This window comes from Burkholderia sp. KBS0801 (genome assembly GCF_005937855.2).
GTDB lineage: Bacteria > Pseudomonadota > Gammaproteobacteria > Burkholderiales > Burkholderiaceae > Burkholderia > Burkholderia ambifaria.
The window spans coordinates 620090-635123 of the sequence record NZ_CP042179.1; the positions used below are offsets into that span (position 1 = coordinate 620090).

The window sequence follows — 15034 nt, forward strand, 5'->3', positions numbered from 1 at the left end:
GCCATCGCGGCACGGCTCAGAGCCGGTTGAAATGGAAATCGCCCGCGTACGCGGTCGGCGCGCGACGCGCCATCATCGTGTCGAATTCGGCCGCGACGCGCGTGAGTGCGCCGCGTTGGCGGTCGGTGCCGGCCTGTTCGAGCGCCGCGAACGCGTCGGCGTCGAAGGTGACGGTCAGCGACGCCGGATGGCCGTCGACGCGAAAGCCGAAATGCAGCGCGCCGGACGGCTGCTCCTCGACATGGAACGGCATCGCGCGCGCCTCGAAATGGCGGCCGAGCGTCTCGGCCACGTCGCGCAGCATGCCGGGTTTCACGCTGATGCTCATCGTGGGCCCTCCATGGATGGGGTGAACGCGGCCGGCGGTACGCCCGTCGGCGGCGCGTGAACCGGCGGCTCCCGGGTTGGCGGCTCGCGTTCCGGCGGCGGGTGCACCGGCGGGTCACCCTCCGGATCGTGGAACGGTTCCGGCGTGCCGGGCGGCACGATATCCGGCTCGGGCGGCTCGGGCTCCGGCGTGATGCCGGGCGGCGGCGGCTCGGGCCGGTGCAACGACTGGGCGGGGTGTCGATTCATGGGCATTCGATCGTGTCGCTCCTCAACGGCCCGGACCGGTGGTGCGCGGGCGCACGCCGCTCGAGGGTCTACGCACTCCTGATCCGCAAGCCGCATGCCGGGCGCGGGGCGTTCGCGTGGTGTCCGCGTGGTGTCCGCGTGGTGTCCGCGTGATGTTCGCGTGGTGTCCGCAGCCCTCCGCGCGCCATCCACGTGCCCTCCGCGTGCCCTGCGTATGCCCTCCGCGCCGTCCACGTGCCGTCCGCGTCCATCCACGTGCCCTCCGTGTGCCCTCTACGTGCCCGCCGCGTGCCCGCCGCGTGCCGTCCAGTCCCGCACCGTCCGCATGCACACGCATGCCCCCACACCGCACGCCGTGCATTCGCTACACCGCGCGCTGCAATTCTTTCAAGAGAGTCGCTACGCTTCGTATGCGGCCATCACGAGCCATAGCTCGCGGCCGTCGTCGCGCACCCGCGCGGCGAGCGCATACGGATCGTGCGGGTCGCACGCGCGCTGCAGCGCCAGGCGCGCCGGCTCAGTCGAGCCGAACGTCTCGTCGCCGAGCGGCCGCACGTCGGCCTTGCCTTCGAACATCCTGCGATCGGGCCGGTAGATCAGCGGCTCGTGTTTCCACGTGCTGAAATGGCTCTTCACCGAATCGAACCCGCCGCCGCATACGTTGACTTCATAGCGCACCCCTGGTCGCTGTTTGGGATTGGTCATCGTGCCTCCTGCTTGCTGTGCGTGTGTACATGTGCGGCATATCGGGCCGCGCGTCGTCGTTGCCGCCCAAGCGGCAAATCGCGTGCCGCATCCCGCCGCGGGCACGGCCGTTGCGCTGAATGGTTCATCGTCACCGACACGGAGGCTTGCCATGAAGGATTCGACCCGGTCCGGCCGCGACGCGCCGGCGCACGAGCAACCGGACACGTCGCCGCCGCTGAAGCACCAGGATCAGACGAAAACGCGCCACTCGGAGCGGCACATCGACAAGCATCTCGAGGACACGTTTCCCGCCAGCGATCCGCCCGCGACCGGCGGCGTCACGCGCATCGAACCCGACACGCCGCCGGGCACGCACGACGACGGCCCATGGCAGGACCCGGCCAAACGTCGCGACAAGTGACGGATGACGGCCGGAAGGTGCGGTGGCCGCGCGCGACGCGGCACGCCGCTTGCTGAATCGAATGGCCCCGCTTCAACCTGGAAGGAGGACCTGATGCATCGCGTCAACGAAATCATGTCGCAGGACGTCGTGCATATCGCGCCGACCGACTCGATCCGGCATGCCGCGCAACTGATGGAGCGCTACGACATCGGCGCGCTGCCCGTGTGCGACAACAACCGGCTGGTCGGGATGGTCACGGACCGCGACCTCACGGTGCGCGCGATCTCGGTCGGCAAGCCGCCGGAAACGCGGATTCATGAAGTCGCGTCGGGCCCGATCGAATGGTGTTTCGAGGACGATCCGCTGGACGAGATCCAGCATTACATGGCGGACGCGCAGTTGCGCCGCCTGCCGGTCGTGGATCACGACCAGCGTCTGGTCGGCATGCTGTCGCTCGCGGACATCGCGACGCGCACGGCCGGCCCGATACGCGACGAAGTCGCGAACACGCTCGAAGGCGTGTCGCAACCGAAGCGGACGTGACGGGGCGATCCTCGCCTCGCCCGATAACCCGCGCGACCCGGAGGGCCCATCCCGGGCACTGTCGCGCCCCATGCAGCCAGGAGGACAACCATGCAGACTCCCGATCAAGGACGGACCCGCATCATCGGCAAGGGCGCCGCGACGGCGGCGGGCCCCGGCCCCGACGTGATGGCGGCCGACACGCTGGAAGGCGACAAGGTCTATACGACCGATGGCGACGACGTCGGCAAGATCAAGGACATCATGCTCGACGTGCGCTCGGGCCGCATCGCGTATGCGGTGCTCTCGAGCGGCGGCCTGCTCGGCATCGGCGACAAGCTGCTCGCGATTCCATGGAGCGCGCTGACGCTCGATACCGAACGCAAATGTTTCCTGCTGTCGGTATCGTCAGAGCGGATCAAGAACGCACCGGGCTTCGACAAGGATCACTGGCCGGCGATGGCCGACCCGCAATGGGCCGAGCCGCTGCACGAGTACTACGGCAGCACGCCGTACTGGAGCGCGGGCGACGAGCTCGGGCTGACCGATCCGACCGAAGACCTCAACGATCCGCGTACGCGTGGCACGCATTAAAACGGCTTACGATTTGCCGGTGAGTTAGCCGACGGAGCCCCGCTCGATGCGGGGCTTTTTTTGTCTCCGGACAAGCGCCGCGCCTGCGCCGGTGCGACAGCGTGGGACACGTATTGCGACGACATCGAGCCGGAACACCTCGACGCGACGCTCCGGCCCGGCCTTGGTTGGTAGTGCGCAACGTTGATTGCGAACGATGGCGATGCAAACATCGACTCGCCGGTGAGCATATATGCGAAACAACAAGCAATTGCCCACAGTCTGAACAACGGTTCACGCGTTTATCGCGCGCGCCGCGCCGTCTTCTCGATATGTTCGAGTTCTTTTTGAATCAGGGCCCGCATCCAGTCCGCGATGGTCAAATCGGCCTCGACTGCCAACATCTTCAACCGCTTGTGAATCACCCTTTCAAGGTCGAAATTGATCCGTACGGAACCCACGGGCGCGGCCCTCTTGGGTGAGGCTTTCGCCGTCGGCTGCGTGGTAGCGGGCCGTGATGCCGTGGGCCGTTTGACAGCGGACCCGGCGCGCGTGCGCTTGGCAGGTGCGGCGGCTGCGCTCGTTTTGTCGTCCCCGAACAGATCCCGATTTGCCGTGGCGGTCTTCGATGCCGGACCTTTCGCGCGCTTTGCCGGCGCCGGAGTGTCACTGAGCTTTTGAGTTTTTACTTTACTCATTTACGTTACTCACTTGATTTCCACGAAGCTCGCATCGTAACCGAAAACACACGCCAACTGACACAGGGGAAAGTCCTTCTCGCAAACGTTGGCCGATCTGGTAATTCCGATTTTTCTGTAATGCTTTCAACACAGTCGAGTAAAACGCTTCCTGGTTGATAATCGGTCGGCTTTTTAGTGCGGAAATTCAAGGGTTTACGGGGCGGCGCTCAGTGCGGGCGCAATGCCGCCTTACAACGATCTTGCGTCACGCATTATCACGCGAGCTATATCACGCATAACAAACAAAAAAGCCGCCTCGTGGGCGGCTCGACGGGAGTCCATGATCGCGTTATGCCGCGCTCACGGGTTGCGATATGGCGTCAACCCCGGGCGGCCGGCGCATGTCCGTCGCAGTACTCAAAAACCATGCTATAGCGAAGGCGGGCTGCGTCGCTCGGGAAGATCCGCATATAACCATCCTCGTGCTCCGCACCGGGAAAGAGTCTGGTGCATCTTCCTGCCTTCGGATCGAAACGGACATGGCTAAGTCGGTCGACAGGATGCCCCCGCGCACATCACCGAACGAAGCATTGCGGTTCGCGAATGATCGGGTGTGTGAATTTCCCGATCACTGCAATGGCCTTCACCGCTCTGCCTGCTTAGCGTCGCTGCTGGTGCTCGGGCCGCACGAGCCCGTCAATCAGCGAACGGACGACTTCCGACACACTCATCCCGTTTTCGAGCGCGTACAGCTTGAGCAGTCGGTGTACCGCCGGAGCGATATCGAGGTTGAGCCTGATCGGCTTCTCCGGGCGGCTCTTCGCCGCCTGTGACTGCACGAACGTTGCGCCCGCGATGAGGTCGATGGGTTTGCTCGGCGCACTCTCATCCGCCGCATAACGCGGATTCAACTGAAATTTGTTCATTTCATTCCTGTTTTAATCAAACACTCATCCGTGTATTAACTCATGCGCTCGCGGAAAATTGACCCGCGATGCGTGCGGATCCGCTAGACAGATACCTCGCGAGGGTTGACGGCGCTCGTGGATTTTCCAACGCAGCTCTTTTCATCGACCACCTGCACAATCATATATTCCCCGCCAATTTCGATTACTCAACTCAACGCATCAATATATGCCATTGAGTCGTTGAGTTAAGTATGCGTGGTTAATAGATACAACGTCAACAATGTAGCGAATAATTTTTCTGTCTTGTAACAAACCCGCGGGCGCGATCATGCATTTCGCGTGCAAACGTGGCCCAGAACCCGAAATACGTCACAACGTGATTGAATTCCGGCCGCGTGGCGCGCCCGCGAATGCATGGCCTGGAGCTGGCGGAAAACCTGCGCGACGAGCGCGGAGTCGTACTTTCGTTGTTGCGCGATTCAGCGGCGGACAATGTGATCGCGACAGCCGATCGCAGGTTCACGCGCACTGAAATCAGGAAGGACCGCACGTGCAATCCGGGATGATGATCGCCGCCGTAAAGACGGCGCGCCCCGAACATATGCGTTAGCGGTTTGCGCCTCGTAGAGCGTTCCATAAGCCGCAAAATTCCCCGTTCGTTGTACTTGTGTCTACCGTCCTGTCGGAGGCAGCCACTTGTTGAATTTGCTTGATGAACTGTCGCCCGACTGCCGGCTTGCCGACGATGTCAACAGACAACTGATAAGTGAGCGCGAGTGTATCGAGTTTTGTGTTCGTGCGCACGGCTCCACGGCATCGCATGCCCCTGACTTAACCATGCTTGACAGTTGATAGTGACGCCGGATGCGCCGCGAGTGAGTCGCAGGAGTTTCTAATCGCCCTCCCTTTGCGCGTTCTGCGAACGTATTCACCTCGACGTGATCGTTTGCGCGCATCGGCGCCGCGATTCGGGCCCTGCGCGCAAGCGTCGCGCGTCGCGATTACGCCTATCGCATCCGCGACAGCAGCCGACGCGCATCGAACCTGCACATGACAGCGGCGACGGCGCTGGACACCGGCGAGGAACCGTTTGCCCCGGCAACGTCGGGCGTACCGGTCAGCGGCGAGGCGTACCGAGTGACCGCAAAAACAGCCGCACGTGCATTTGGAACCGCACAACGCGCCGCTTGCTGCCATAGCCGCCGGCACTGCAGTCGGCACCGCGACCACGCGCACGGAAATCACCCGCCCGATGCATTTGCCGGATAGATATCGAGAACAGGTCGCCGCCACACCTTAAAAATCCTTAAATATTCTTAGTCATGTGTGGCGAGAAAGACACGACCGCATTTTCCATGCTTGGAACTTTCACCACTTGCCGCGCATTAAATCAGCTCTTTTATATCTTCGATTCACGCCCGGCTTCGCCGAATAACACACCGCCCCGCCCCGCAGCATAAGGCTTCGGAAAATATTGCACGCCCGCAACACCTTAATTAAATTGGGTTTTTGAATAACTCAATTCCACTCCTGATTAACTCCTTTACTCATCCACTCATATACGTTTTTCGTGTTGTTTACGTTAGGATCGCCGCGGAGTTTTTGAGTAATAAAGGATGACGCATTTAATACGCACGAACCTCCCGGTGCGTGAACGCGGTGGCTGTCGCGGGAGAGAACGGGGCGCATTGCTGTAGGCGCGCAAACCTTCGTCAACAGGAATCAGAGAATGAACAAGAACTATCGATCCATATGGAACGATGCTCTCGGCGCGTGGGTCGCTGTGTCCGAACTGGACTCGGCGTGCGGTAAAAGCGCCAGCAGTGTCGTAACTCGTTCACCGGATACGGGAGCCGGCGCCATGAGCGGCATCGTGGATGGCTTCTTGGATGGCATGCCGGCACTTAGCGTGCTGACTGTCGCTGCCGTCGCAGTTGCCGCCGGTCTGAGTGCGCCTGATGAAGCGTATGCGCAATACGTCAACATCCCCGGTGCTGCGTGTACGGACACAACGACAGCCGCGAACCTTATGACCGTTGCGGTTGGCTGCGGCGCAACTGCGGCGGCTTCCGGCACGACTGCTATCGGTGCAGGCGCATATGTAACGGGCATGAACGCTACAGCAGTCGGTATCAATGCGACCGCTTCTGCGCAAGGTGCGTCGGCATTCGGTACCGTTGCGCGCGCAACCGGATTGAATTCCGTCGCATTCGGTCCTAACGCCCGCGCAAATGCGGCTAATGGCGCGTCGATCGGGATCGGTGCGACAAGTGATAACGCCGGTTCAGTTGCGATTGGCGCAGCTTCGACGGCGAATCAGGACTACACAGTTGCTATCGGCGTTGGCGCAAATGCAATAGCAGTAAACGCAACCGCACTCGGACGCACGGCAATCGCCGACGGTGCTCAAGCTATGGCGCTTGGATACTCCGCGCAAGCGGACGGTACAAATTCGACTGCGCTCGGTATGAACGCCTTAGCGAGTTCAACATCGAGTATGGCGCTCGGTGCGACAGCAACGGCGAACGGAACAAATGCGACTGCAATAGGTGTCGGCACAACTGCTTCTCTTGCAAACAACGTGGGCATCGGTACTTTGGCAACGGCAAGCGGCAGCGGCTCGATGGCAGTCGGTACCTCCGCGATAAGTAACAACACGAATTCGCTCGTCGTGGGTAACAGCGCGCTGGCTTCAGGGGTGAACGCGACAGTCGTTGGTATGAATTCAACGGCATCGAATACGAACGCAACGGCCGTCGGCGTATCGGCAGTTGCGTCCGGGTTGCGAGCCGTGACCATCGGCTCGGGCAGCCGAGCGAACGGCACCGACTCTTTCGCAGCAGGCACGAACGCGGTCGCCGGCGTGGCAGGCAGCACGACGATCACCAACGACCTTGCACTCGGTAGCGGCGCTTCGGCTGTTGGCGGAAATTCGGCCGCAATCGGCGCAACGGCCATTGCTTCGGCCGCTGGAGCGATGGCGCTCGGCAACGGCGCAACGGCCACAAACGCCAACAGCCTTGCGTTGGGTACGGGTTCGGTGACTGCCGCCGCAAATCCGTCGCCGAATGACGTGATCGGCGGCAAGACGTACACGTATGCTGGTGGCGCACCGACGAGCGTTGTTAGCGTAGGCAAGCCCGGCGCTGAACGCCAAGTTACAAACGTCGCCGCAGGTCGTGTCAGCGGCACAAGTACTGACGCAATCAACGGCTCGCAGCTCTTCGCAACGAATACCGCAATCGAAACACTTTCGACTTCGACTTCGACCGCAGTTTCGAGCCTGAGCACGGGCCTTTCCACCACGGACAGCAATCTCGATTCGCTGTCGACCTCCACATCGACCGGAATGTCGAGCTTGAGCACGGGCGTCAGTTCGCTCAGCACCGGCCTTTCGACGACGAACAGCAACGTCGCGTCGCTGTCCACTTCCGCATCGACAGCAATCAGCTCCCTTTCGACTGGCGTTTCCAGTCTGTCCACGGGTGTCAGCTCGCTGTCGACCGGTGTATCGAGCCTGAGCACGGGCGTGTCTTCCCTTTCGACGGGACTGTCCACGACGAACAGCAACGTCGCGTCGCTGAGCACGGTCGTTTCCACGACGCGCACGCATTACGTCAGCATCAACGACAACGGCACGCAGCAAGGAAACTACGACAACAACGGTGCGAGCGGCGTCAATGCGATTGCCATCGGCACGAACGCAACCGCAGCCGGTGCGAGTGCTGTCGCGTTGGGCGATGCCGCAACCGGTGCAGCAGCTAATTCGGTTGCGATCGGCCAGAACGCAGCAACGACAAATACCGGTGATGTAGCGCTCGGTTCCGGCTCGGTGACGGCGAAATCGAATCCCACGGCGGGCGCAACGATTGGCGGAACTGCCTATACGTTCGCAGGCGCGAAACCGGCAAGCGTCGTGAGCGTGGGCGCACAAGGCGCTGAGCGCCAGATCACGAACGTGGCGGCCGGCCAGCTCACCCCCGACAGCACTGATGCCGTCAATGGCTCGCAGCTCAATGCGACGAACCTGGCTGTCGATTCGCTGAGCACGTCCACATCGACCGCTGTATCGAGCTTGAGCACTGGCGTGTCGTCGCTTTCGACCGGCGTTTCATCTTTGAGCACTTCCGCTTCGACAGCAGTTTCCAGTCTTAGCACAGGTGTTTCTTCGCTTTCGACTTCCGCTTCCACGGCGGTATCGAGTCTGAGCACCGGTGTGTCCTCGTTGAGCACTTCGACCTCGACGGCAGTTTCCAGCCTGAGCACCGGTGTTTCTTCGCTTTCCACGGTCGCAAGCTCGTTGAGCACGGGTGTCTCCTCGCTCAGCACCGGTCTGTCGTCTTTGTCGACTTCGGCATCCACCGGAATTTCTTCGCTTAGCACAGGTATTTCTGGTGTCACGAGCGCTGTCAATTCGCTCTCGACTTCGGCTTCGACCGGAATCAGCAGCCTGTCCACGGGTCTGTCCACGACGAACAGCAACGTTGCATCGCTCAGCACCGCGGTCGATGCGAACAAAACGCACTACTACAGCGTCAATGACGGCGGAACACAGGGCGCCAATTACGATAACAAGGGGGCAACCGGCGTCAACGCAATTGCCGCAGGCGTAGGGGCGTCGGCGGGCGGCGCGAATGCCGCGGCGGTGGGCTACGACTCGCAGGCACTGGCTGCTTCCAGCGTCGCGATGGGCGACAGTAACAGCGTTGCGGCAACGGCCGGCCCCGGCTCGGTGGCCATCGGTTCGAAGTCGGCCGTGCTGAGCGGCAGCGCCGTCGCGATCGGCAACCAGCAGACCGCAAGCGGTAACGGCGCGGTTGCGATCGGCGATCCGAATTCGGCGATCGGCGACGGGGCCATCGCGGTCGGTATGAACAATACGGCGAACGGCACGGGCGCACTCGCGATGGGCAATTCGAACAGCGCCACGGGCACCGGTTCGATCGCGTTGGGCAACGCTTCCGCCGCAACGGCCAGCGGTGGCATCGCATTCGGTTCGGGCGCCACGGCGACGAACGCGAACGATGTCGCGCTGGGTAGCGGCTCCGTCACCGGCACGCCCAATCCGACGCCGAACGCGACGATTGGCGGCACGCAATACGCGTTTGCCGGCACCAGCCCGCAAAGCGTCGTCAGTGTCGGCGCGAAAGGCTCGGAACGACAAATCACGAACGTAGCGGCCGGTCAGCTGAGCCCGGATAGCACCGACGCGGTCAACGGTTCGCAACTCAATGCAACGAACCTCGCGGTCGACTCGCTGTCCACGAGTGCGAGCACGGGGATTTCCAGCCTGAGCACGGGCGTGTCGTCGCTCAGCACGGGTGTGAGCTCGCTGTCCACCGGTTTGTCGTCGCTGTCCACGTCCGCAAGCACGGTGGTGTCGTCGCTTTCCACTTCCACATCGACGGCCGTTTCCAGCCTGAGCACGGGCGTGTCCTCGCTGTCGACCGGCGTATCGAGCCTGAGCACCGGCCTGTCGTCGTTGTCGACGTCGGCTTCGACCGGCATATCCTCGTTGAGCACGGGCGTCAGCTCGCTCAGCACGTCCGCTTCGACGGGCATTTCCAGCCTGAGTACCGGTCTTTCGTCGCTGTCCACGAGCACCAGTACGACCGCCAGCTCGCTGTCCACCGGCCTGTCCGGCGCGATCAGCAATATTTCGTCGCTGTCCACGAGCGCGAGCACCGGTATCGGCAGCCTCAGCACCGGCGTTTCCTCGTTGAGCACGTCGACTTCCACGATTGCAAGCTCGCTTTCGACGGCCATTTCCGCCAGCAAGACGCACTACTATTCCGTCAACGACAACGGCGTCCAGGGCGGCAATTACAACAACGACGGGGCGTCCGGCATCAATGCCATCGCGGCAGGTGTCGGCGCCACCGCAGCGGGAAGCAATGCGGCGGCCGTTGGTTATGCCGCGAATGCTGCCGGACAAAGCGCAGTGGCCGTGGGTGACGGCGCAGAGGCCACCGCGACGAACGCTGTTGCGATCGGCCAGGGCGCCAGTGCCTCGACCGCGAATTCGGTTGCGCTGGGCAATGGTTCCGTGACCGCCGCGGCTGTTCCGACCGCGAGCGGCACGGTCGGCGGCACGACGTATCAATACGCGGGCGCCGCGCCTGCGGGCGTCGTCAGCGTTGGCGCGCCAGGCAGCGAACGTCAGATCACGAACGTTGCCGCCGGACAGGTCACGCAGGACAGCACGGACGCGATCAACGGCTCGCAACTCTTCGCCACCAATACCGCAATCGACACGCTTTCGACTTCCACGTCGACGGCCGTTTCCAGCCTGAGCACGGGCGTGTCGTCGCTGTCCACGAGCACGAGCACGGCGGTGTCGAGCCTCAGCACCGGTGTTTCGTCGTTGAGCACCGGCGTGTCTTCGCTCAGCACGTCGGCATCGACGGGCATCTCGTCGCTGAGCGCATCGACCAGTACGGGCCTGTCGACCGTCACCAGCGGCATCAATTCGCTGTCGACCGGTCTTTCGACCACCGACAGCAACGTCGCGTCGCTGTCCACATCCGCCAGCACCGGCATTTCGTCGTTGAGCACGTCCGCATCGACCGGAATGTCGAGCTTGAGCACGGGTGTGTCGAGCCTGAGCACGTCCACGTCCACGGCGGTTTCCAGCCTCAGCACGGGCGTGTCGTCGCTTTCGACGGGCGTTTCGTCCCTGAGCACCGGCGTCAGCTCGCTGAGCACCGGTTTGTCGTCGCTGTCGACGTCGGCTTCGACCGGCATTTCGTCGTTGAGCACGTCGACCAGCACCGCCTTGTCCACGGTCACCAGCAATATCGGATCGTTGAGCACGGGCGTGTCGTCACTGTCGACCGGTATGTCGTCGCTCAGCACGGCAACGTCGGCCAGCCTGTCCACGATCGCAAGCGGCATCAGCTCCGTTTCTTCGTCGACGTCGACGGGTCTTTCCACCGTCGTGAGCGGGATTGGTTCTCTGTCGACCGGTTTGTCGAGCGCAACGAGTTCGCTGTCTACCGCGATTTCAGCGAGCAAGACGCACTACTACTCCGTGAACGACAACGGCGTGCAAGGCGCGAACTACGACAACGACGGCGCAACCGGTATCAATGCGCTGGCGGCCGGTGTCGGTGCAACGGCGGGCGGCGCGGCAAGCGTCGCGGTCGGCAACAACGCGAACGCGACCGGCGCAACGTCGGTTGCGATCGGCTCGGGCGCAGCGGCCACGAATGCAGGCGACATAGCACTCGGTTCCGGCTCCGTTACCGGCGCCGCAACGCCGACTGCGGGTGCGACGATCGGGGGAAATGCGTACACGTTCGCAGGTGCAAATCCGCAAAGCGTCGTGAGCGTCGGCGCGAAGGATGCCGAACGCCAGATCACCAACGTGGCCGCGGGCCAGATCACGCAGGACAGCACCGACGCGATCAACGGCTCGCAACTGTACGCGACCAATACGGCGATCGAAACCCTGTCCACGTCCACGAGCACGGGCATTTCGTCGCTGTCGACCGGCATGTCGTCGTTGTCGACGTCGACCAGCACCGGATTGTCGACGGTGACGAGCGGCATTGACTCACTCAGCACGGGCATTTCTTCGCTGAGTACGTCGGCTTCGACGGGTCTGTCCACGGTCACCAGCGGAATCAATTCGCTGTCGACGTCGACCAGCACGGCAGTTTCGAGCCTGAGCACCGGCATTTCGGGCGTCACGAGCAGCATCGGTTCGCTGTCGACGTCGGCAAGCACGGGAATTTCGTCGCTCTCCACCTCTGCTTCGACCGGAATCTCGAGCGTCAGCGCAAGCCTGTCCACGGTGACGAGCGCCGTTGATTCGCTCAGCACGTCCACGAGCAGCGGCATTTCGTCGTTGAGTACCGGCGTGTCGTCGCTCAGCACCGGGATTTCGTCGTTGTCGACCTCGACATCGACGGGCATTTCGTCACTGAGCACGTCGACGTCCACGGTGGCAAGCTCGCTGAGCACCGGTGTTTCTTCGCTCAGCACGAGTGCGTCGACCGGCATTTCCAGCTTGAGCACGTCCACCAGCACCGCCCTTTCGACGGTCACGAGCGGGATCGATTCGCTTTCGACCGGCGTATCGTCACTGTCGACTTCGACCAGCACCGGCATTTCTTCGTTGTCCACCGCTATTTCTGCAAGCAAGACTCACTACTATTCCGTCAACGACAACGGCGTGCAGGAAGGCAACTACAACAACGACGGTGCAACCGGCCTCAATGCGTTGGCGGCGGGTACGAACGCCACCGCCAGCGGCGCGAGCGCGGTCGCGATCGGCGACGGCGCCAATGCGAAGAACGATAATTCCGTCGCATTGGGTGCAGGCTCGATCACGGACGTCGCACACCCGACGCCGAGTGCGGTGATCGGCGGCACGACGTACTCGTTCGCGGGTGCGAATCCGGTCGGCGTGGTGAGCGTCGGCGCACCGGGCCAGGAACGCCAGGTGACGAACGTGGCGGCCGGTCAGATTTCGAAGGACAGCACGGACGCAATCAATGGTTCGCAGCTGGATGCGACGAACCAGTCGATCGAATCGCTCAGCACGTCCACGAGCACGGGAATCTCGTCGCTGTCGACTTCCACCTCGACCGCCGTTTCGAGCCTGAGCACGGGTGTTTCGTCGCTCTCGACCTCGACCTCGACGGGAATTTCTTCGTTGAGCACGGGGCTGTCCACGGTCGTGAGCAACGTGGATTCGTTGAGCACGTCCACGTCCACCGCGATCGGCTCGCTGTCGACCTCGACCAGCACGGGCATTTCCTCGCTGTCCACCGGCCTGTCGTCGTTGAGCACGGGCGTGTCTTCTCTCTCGACGTCGACGTCCACGGCGGTATCGAGCCTCAGTACCGGCGTGTCGTCGCTCTCGACTTCCACGAGTACCGGCATCTCCAGCCTGAGCACGGGCATCAGCTCGCTGTCGACCGGCCTGTCGACCGTGACGAGCAGCGTCGATTCGTTGAGCACGTCGACTTCGACGGCGGTTTCCAGCTTGAGCACGGGCGTTTCGTCGTTGAGCACGTCGACTTCCACGGCGATTTCGTCGTTGAGCACCGGTGTTTCGTCGCTGTCCACGTCCACGTCGACCGCGGTGTCGAGCCTGAGCACCGGCCTGTCGACGGTGACGAGCAGTGTCGATTCGCTTTCCACGTCCACGAGCACGGCGGTTTCTTCTCTGAGCACGGGAGTGTCGTCGCTGTCGACGGGCGTGAGCAGCCTGAGCACCGGCCTTTCGTCGCTGTCGACGTCGACTTCCACCGGCATCTCTTCGCTCAGCACCGGCGTGTCGTCGCTGTCCACGAGCACGAGCACGGCGGTGTCCAGCCTGAGCACCGGTGTTTCGTCGCTCAGTACGGGCCTCTCCACGGTGACGAGTTCGGTCGACTCGCTGTCGACTTCGACCAGCACCGGTATCAGCTCGCTTTCGACCGGCGTCAGCTCGCTCTCGACCGGACTTTCGACGGTGACGAGCGGAATCGATTCGCTCTCGACGTCGACCAGCACCGGCATATCTTCGCTGAGCACGGGCATCTCGAGCTTGAGTACCGGCCTGTCGTCGCTTTCGACGTCGACTTCGACGGGAATTTCCAGCCTGAGCACCGGCATGTCTTCGTTGAGCACGTCGGCCAGCACCGGCATTTCTTCGCTGAGCACGGGCGTGTCTTCGTTGTCGACGGGTCTGTCGACCGTGACGAGTTCGGTCACGTCGCTTTCGACTTCGACGTCGACCTCGGTATCGAGCCTGAGCACGGGCGTCAGCTCGTTGTCGACTTCGACCAGCACCGCCGTGTCGAGCCTGAGCACGTCCACGAGCACCGGTATGTCGTCGCTGTCCACCGGTATGAGTTCGCTTTCGACGGGTCTTTCCACCGTCACGAGCGGGCTTGATTCGCTCAGCACGAGCACGAGCACCGGCATCACGTCGCTGTCGACTGCAATTGGCGCGATCGGTGCTGCCAAGCCGCACTACGTCAGCATCAACGACAACGGCACGCAAGGCGGGAACTACAACAACGATGGCGCAACGGGTACCGATGCTGTCGCGGTTGGCGTGAACGCGACCGCCGGGGGCGTCAATGCCTCCGCGTTCGGCAACAAGGCAAACGCCGCTGGAAATGCTGCAACGGCGATCGGCTACAACGCGAACGCGACCGGCGCGAAATCGAGCGCGATGGGCGTCGACTCGACTGCATCGGGCGACAACGCGACCGCGTTGGGCGCGGGTGCGATCGCGAGCGGACGCAATTCCGTTGCGCTGGGCAAGGATTCCGTCGCGGACCAGGAAAACACCGTGTCCATCGGCTCGGCCGGCAACGAACGTCGTTTGACCAACGTCGGACCGGGTATCAACCCGACCGATGGCGTGAACATGTCGCAACTGCAGAACGTGCGGAACGACCTGAGCAACTCCATCAATTCGGTTGCCCGCAAGGCATACGGCGGTGTCGCTGCCGCGACTGCGTTGACGATGATTCCCGATGTCGACCAGGGCAAGACGATTTCGGTCGGTATCGGCGGTGCGAGCTTCCAGGGTTACGGCGCGACGGCCATCGGCTTCACCGCGCGCATTACCAACAACCTGAAGGTGCGCGGCGGTGTCGGTATCAGCAGCGGCGGTCAGTCCTACGGCGTCGGCGCGTCCTACCAGTGGTAAGGATTCCAACGAAGCCGTAATGCGATGACGT

10 protein-coding genes and 1 pseudogene are annotated in these 15034 nt (G+C 62.6%); 5 read left to right on the plus strand and 6 right to left on the minus strand.

The window, feature by feature from the left end:
* Positions 1 to 16: 16 nt before the first annotated feature.
* The 3 genes from FFI87_RS32335 to FFI87_RS32345 form a co-directional block, all read right to left on the minus strand.
* Positions 17 to 328, minus strand: coding sequence for a hypothetical protein (locus tag FFI87_RS32335; protein WP_012372661.1), 312 nt, complete (start codon positions 326 to 328; stop codon positions 17 to 19).
* Positions 325 to 582: a hypothetical protein gene (locus FFI87_RS32340; RefSeq protein ID WP_012372662.1), complete on the minus strand. Its 258-nt coding sequence runs from the start codon at positions 580 to 582 to the stop codon at positions 325 to 327. The genes FFI87_RS32335 and FFI87_RS32340 overlap by 4 nt, the downstream gene beginning before the upstream one ends.
* A 393-nt stretch (positions 583 to 975) precedes the next feature.
* A complete protein-coding gene (locus tag FFI87_RS32345; protein WP_011660522.1) occupies positions 976 to 1281 on the minus strand; it encodes a hypothetical protein in 306 nt (101 codons plus the stop codon).
* Between the two features lie 151 nt (positions 1282 to 1432).
* On the opposite strand from FFI87_RS32345, the gene FFI87_RS32350 reads away from it, so the two are divergent.
* The 3 genes from FFI87_RS32350 to FFI87_RS32360 all read left to right on the plus strand — a co-directional run bounded on the left by FFI87_RS32350 (position 1433) and on the right by FFI87_RS32360 (position 2782).
* Positions 1433 to 1684, plus strand: coding sequence for a hypothetical protein (locus tag FFI87_RS32350; RefSeq protein ID WP_138850517.1), 252 nt, complete (start codon positions 1433 to 1435; stop codon positions 1682 to 1684).
* Positions 1685 to 1777: 93 nt separating this feature from the next.
* Positions 1778 to 2209 (plus strand): CBS domain-containing protein, encoded by a 432-nt coding sequence (locus tag FFI87_RS32355; protein ID WP_011660523.1) that lies wholly within the window; start codon positions 1778 to 1780, stop codon positions 2207 to 2209.
* A 90-nt stretch (positions 2210 to 2299) separates the two neighbouring features.
* Positions 2300 to 2782, plus strand: coding sequence for a PRC-barrel domain-containing protein (locus tag FFI87_RS32360; RefSeq protein ID WP_006753979.1), 483 nt, complete (start codon positions 2300 to 2302; stop codon positions 2780 to 2782).
* Positions 2783 to 3063: 281 nt separating this feature from the next.
* Here FFI87_RS32360 and FFI87_RS32365 read toward each other — a convergent pair whose 3' ends face one another.
* Positions 3064 to 3459, minus strand: a complete 396-nt coding sequence (locus tag FFI87_RS32365; protein WP_138850518.1) for a hypothetical protein — start codon at positions 3457 to 3459, stop codon at positions 3064 to 3066.
* Positions 3460 to 4100: 641 nt separating this feature from the next.
* Positions 4101 to 4367 carry a hypothetical protein gene (locus FFI87_RS32370; RefSeq protein ID WP_012372664.1) on the minus strand — a complete coding sequence of 89 codons (267 nt, stop codon included), beginning with the start codon at positions 4365 to 4367 and terminating at the stop codon, positions 4101 to 4103.
* 1711 nt (positions 4368 to 6078) lie between these two features.
* On the opposite strand from FFI87_RS32370, the pseudogene FFI87_RS35410 reads away from it, so the two are divergent.
* Positions 6079 to 12867 (plus strand): annotated as a pseudogene (locus FFI87_RS35410) (ESPR-type extended signal peptide-containing protein); the annotation flags it as partial.
* Here the strand turns inward: FFI87_RS35410 and FFI87_RS32420 are convergent.
* On the minus strand, positions 12816 to 14186 hold the full coding sequence (locus FFI87_RS32420; RefSeq protein ID WP_249177328.1) for a hypothetical protein: 1371 nt from the start codon (positions 14184 to 14186) through the stop codon (positions 12816 to 12818). The pseudogene FFI87_RS35410 and the gene FFI87_RS32420 overlap by 52 nt on opposite strands.
* Between FFI87_RS32420 and FFI87_RS35155 the strand changes: the two genes are divergently transcribed.
* Positions 14170 to 15003, plus strand: a complete 834-nt coding sequence (locus tag FFI87_RS35155; protein WP_228892179.1) for a YadA family autotransporter adhesin — start codon at positions 14170 to 14172, stop codon at positions 15001 to 15003. The two genes, FFI87_RS32420 and FFI87_RS35155, sit on opposite strands and share 17 nt — an antisense overlap.
* The last annotated feature ends 31 nt before the right edge of the window (positions 15004 to 15034 follow it).

Excerpts from the sequence above, each read along its gene's own strand:
- FFI87_RS32335 (WP_012372661.1), bottom strand. The coding sequence starts at position 328 with ATGAGCATCAGCGTGAAACCCGGCATGCTGCGCGACGTGGCCGAGACG.
- FFI87_RS32340 (WP_012372662.1), bottom strand. The coding sequence starts at position 582 with ATGCCCATGAATCGACACCCCGCCCAGTCGTTGCACCGGCCCGAGCCG.
- FFI87_RS32345 (WP_011660522.1), bottom strand. The coding sequence starts at position 1,281 with ATGACCAATCCCAAACAGCGACCAGGGGTGCGCTATGAAGTCAACGTA.
- FFI87_RS32350 (WP_138850517.1), top strand. The coding sequence starts at position 1,433 with ATGAAGGATTCGACCCGGTCCGGCCGCGACGCGCCGGCGCACGAGCAA.
- FFI87_RS32355 (WP_011660523.1), top strand. The coding sequence starts at position 1,778 with ATGCATCGCGTCAACGAAATCATGTCGCAGGACGTCGTGCATATCGCG.
- FFI87_RS32360 (WP_006753979.1), top strand. The coding sequence starts at position 2,300 with ATGCAGACTCCCGATCAAGGACGGACCCGCATCATCGGCAAGGGCGCC.
- FFI87_RS32365 (WP_138850518.1), bottom strand. The coding sequence starts at position 3,459 with ATGAGTAAAGTAAAAACTCAAAAGCTCAGTGACACTCCGGCGCCGGCA.
- FFI87_RS32370 (WP_012372664.1), bottom strand. The coding sequence starts at position 4,367 with ATGAACAAATTTCAGTTGAATCCGCGTTATGCGGCGGATGAGAGTGCG.
- FFI87_RS35155 (WP_228892179.1), top strand. The coding sequence starts at position 14,170 with ATGTCGTCGCTGTCCACCGGTATGAGTTCGCTTTCGACGGGTCTTTCC.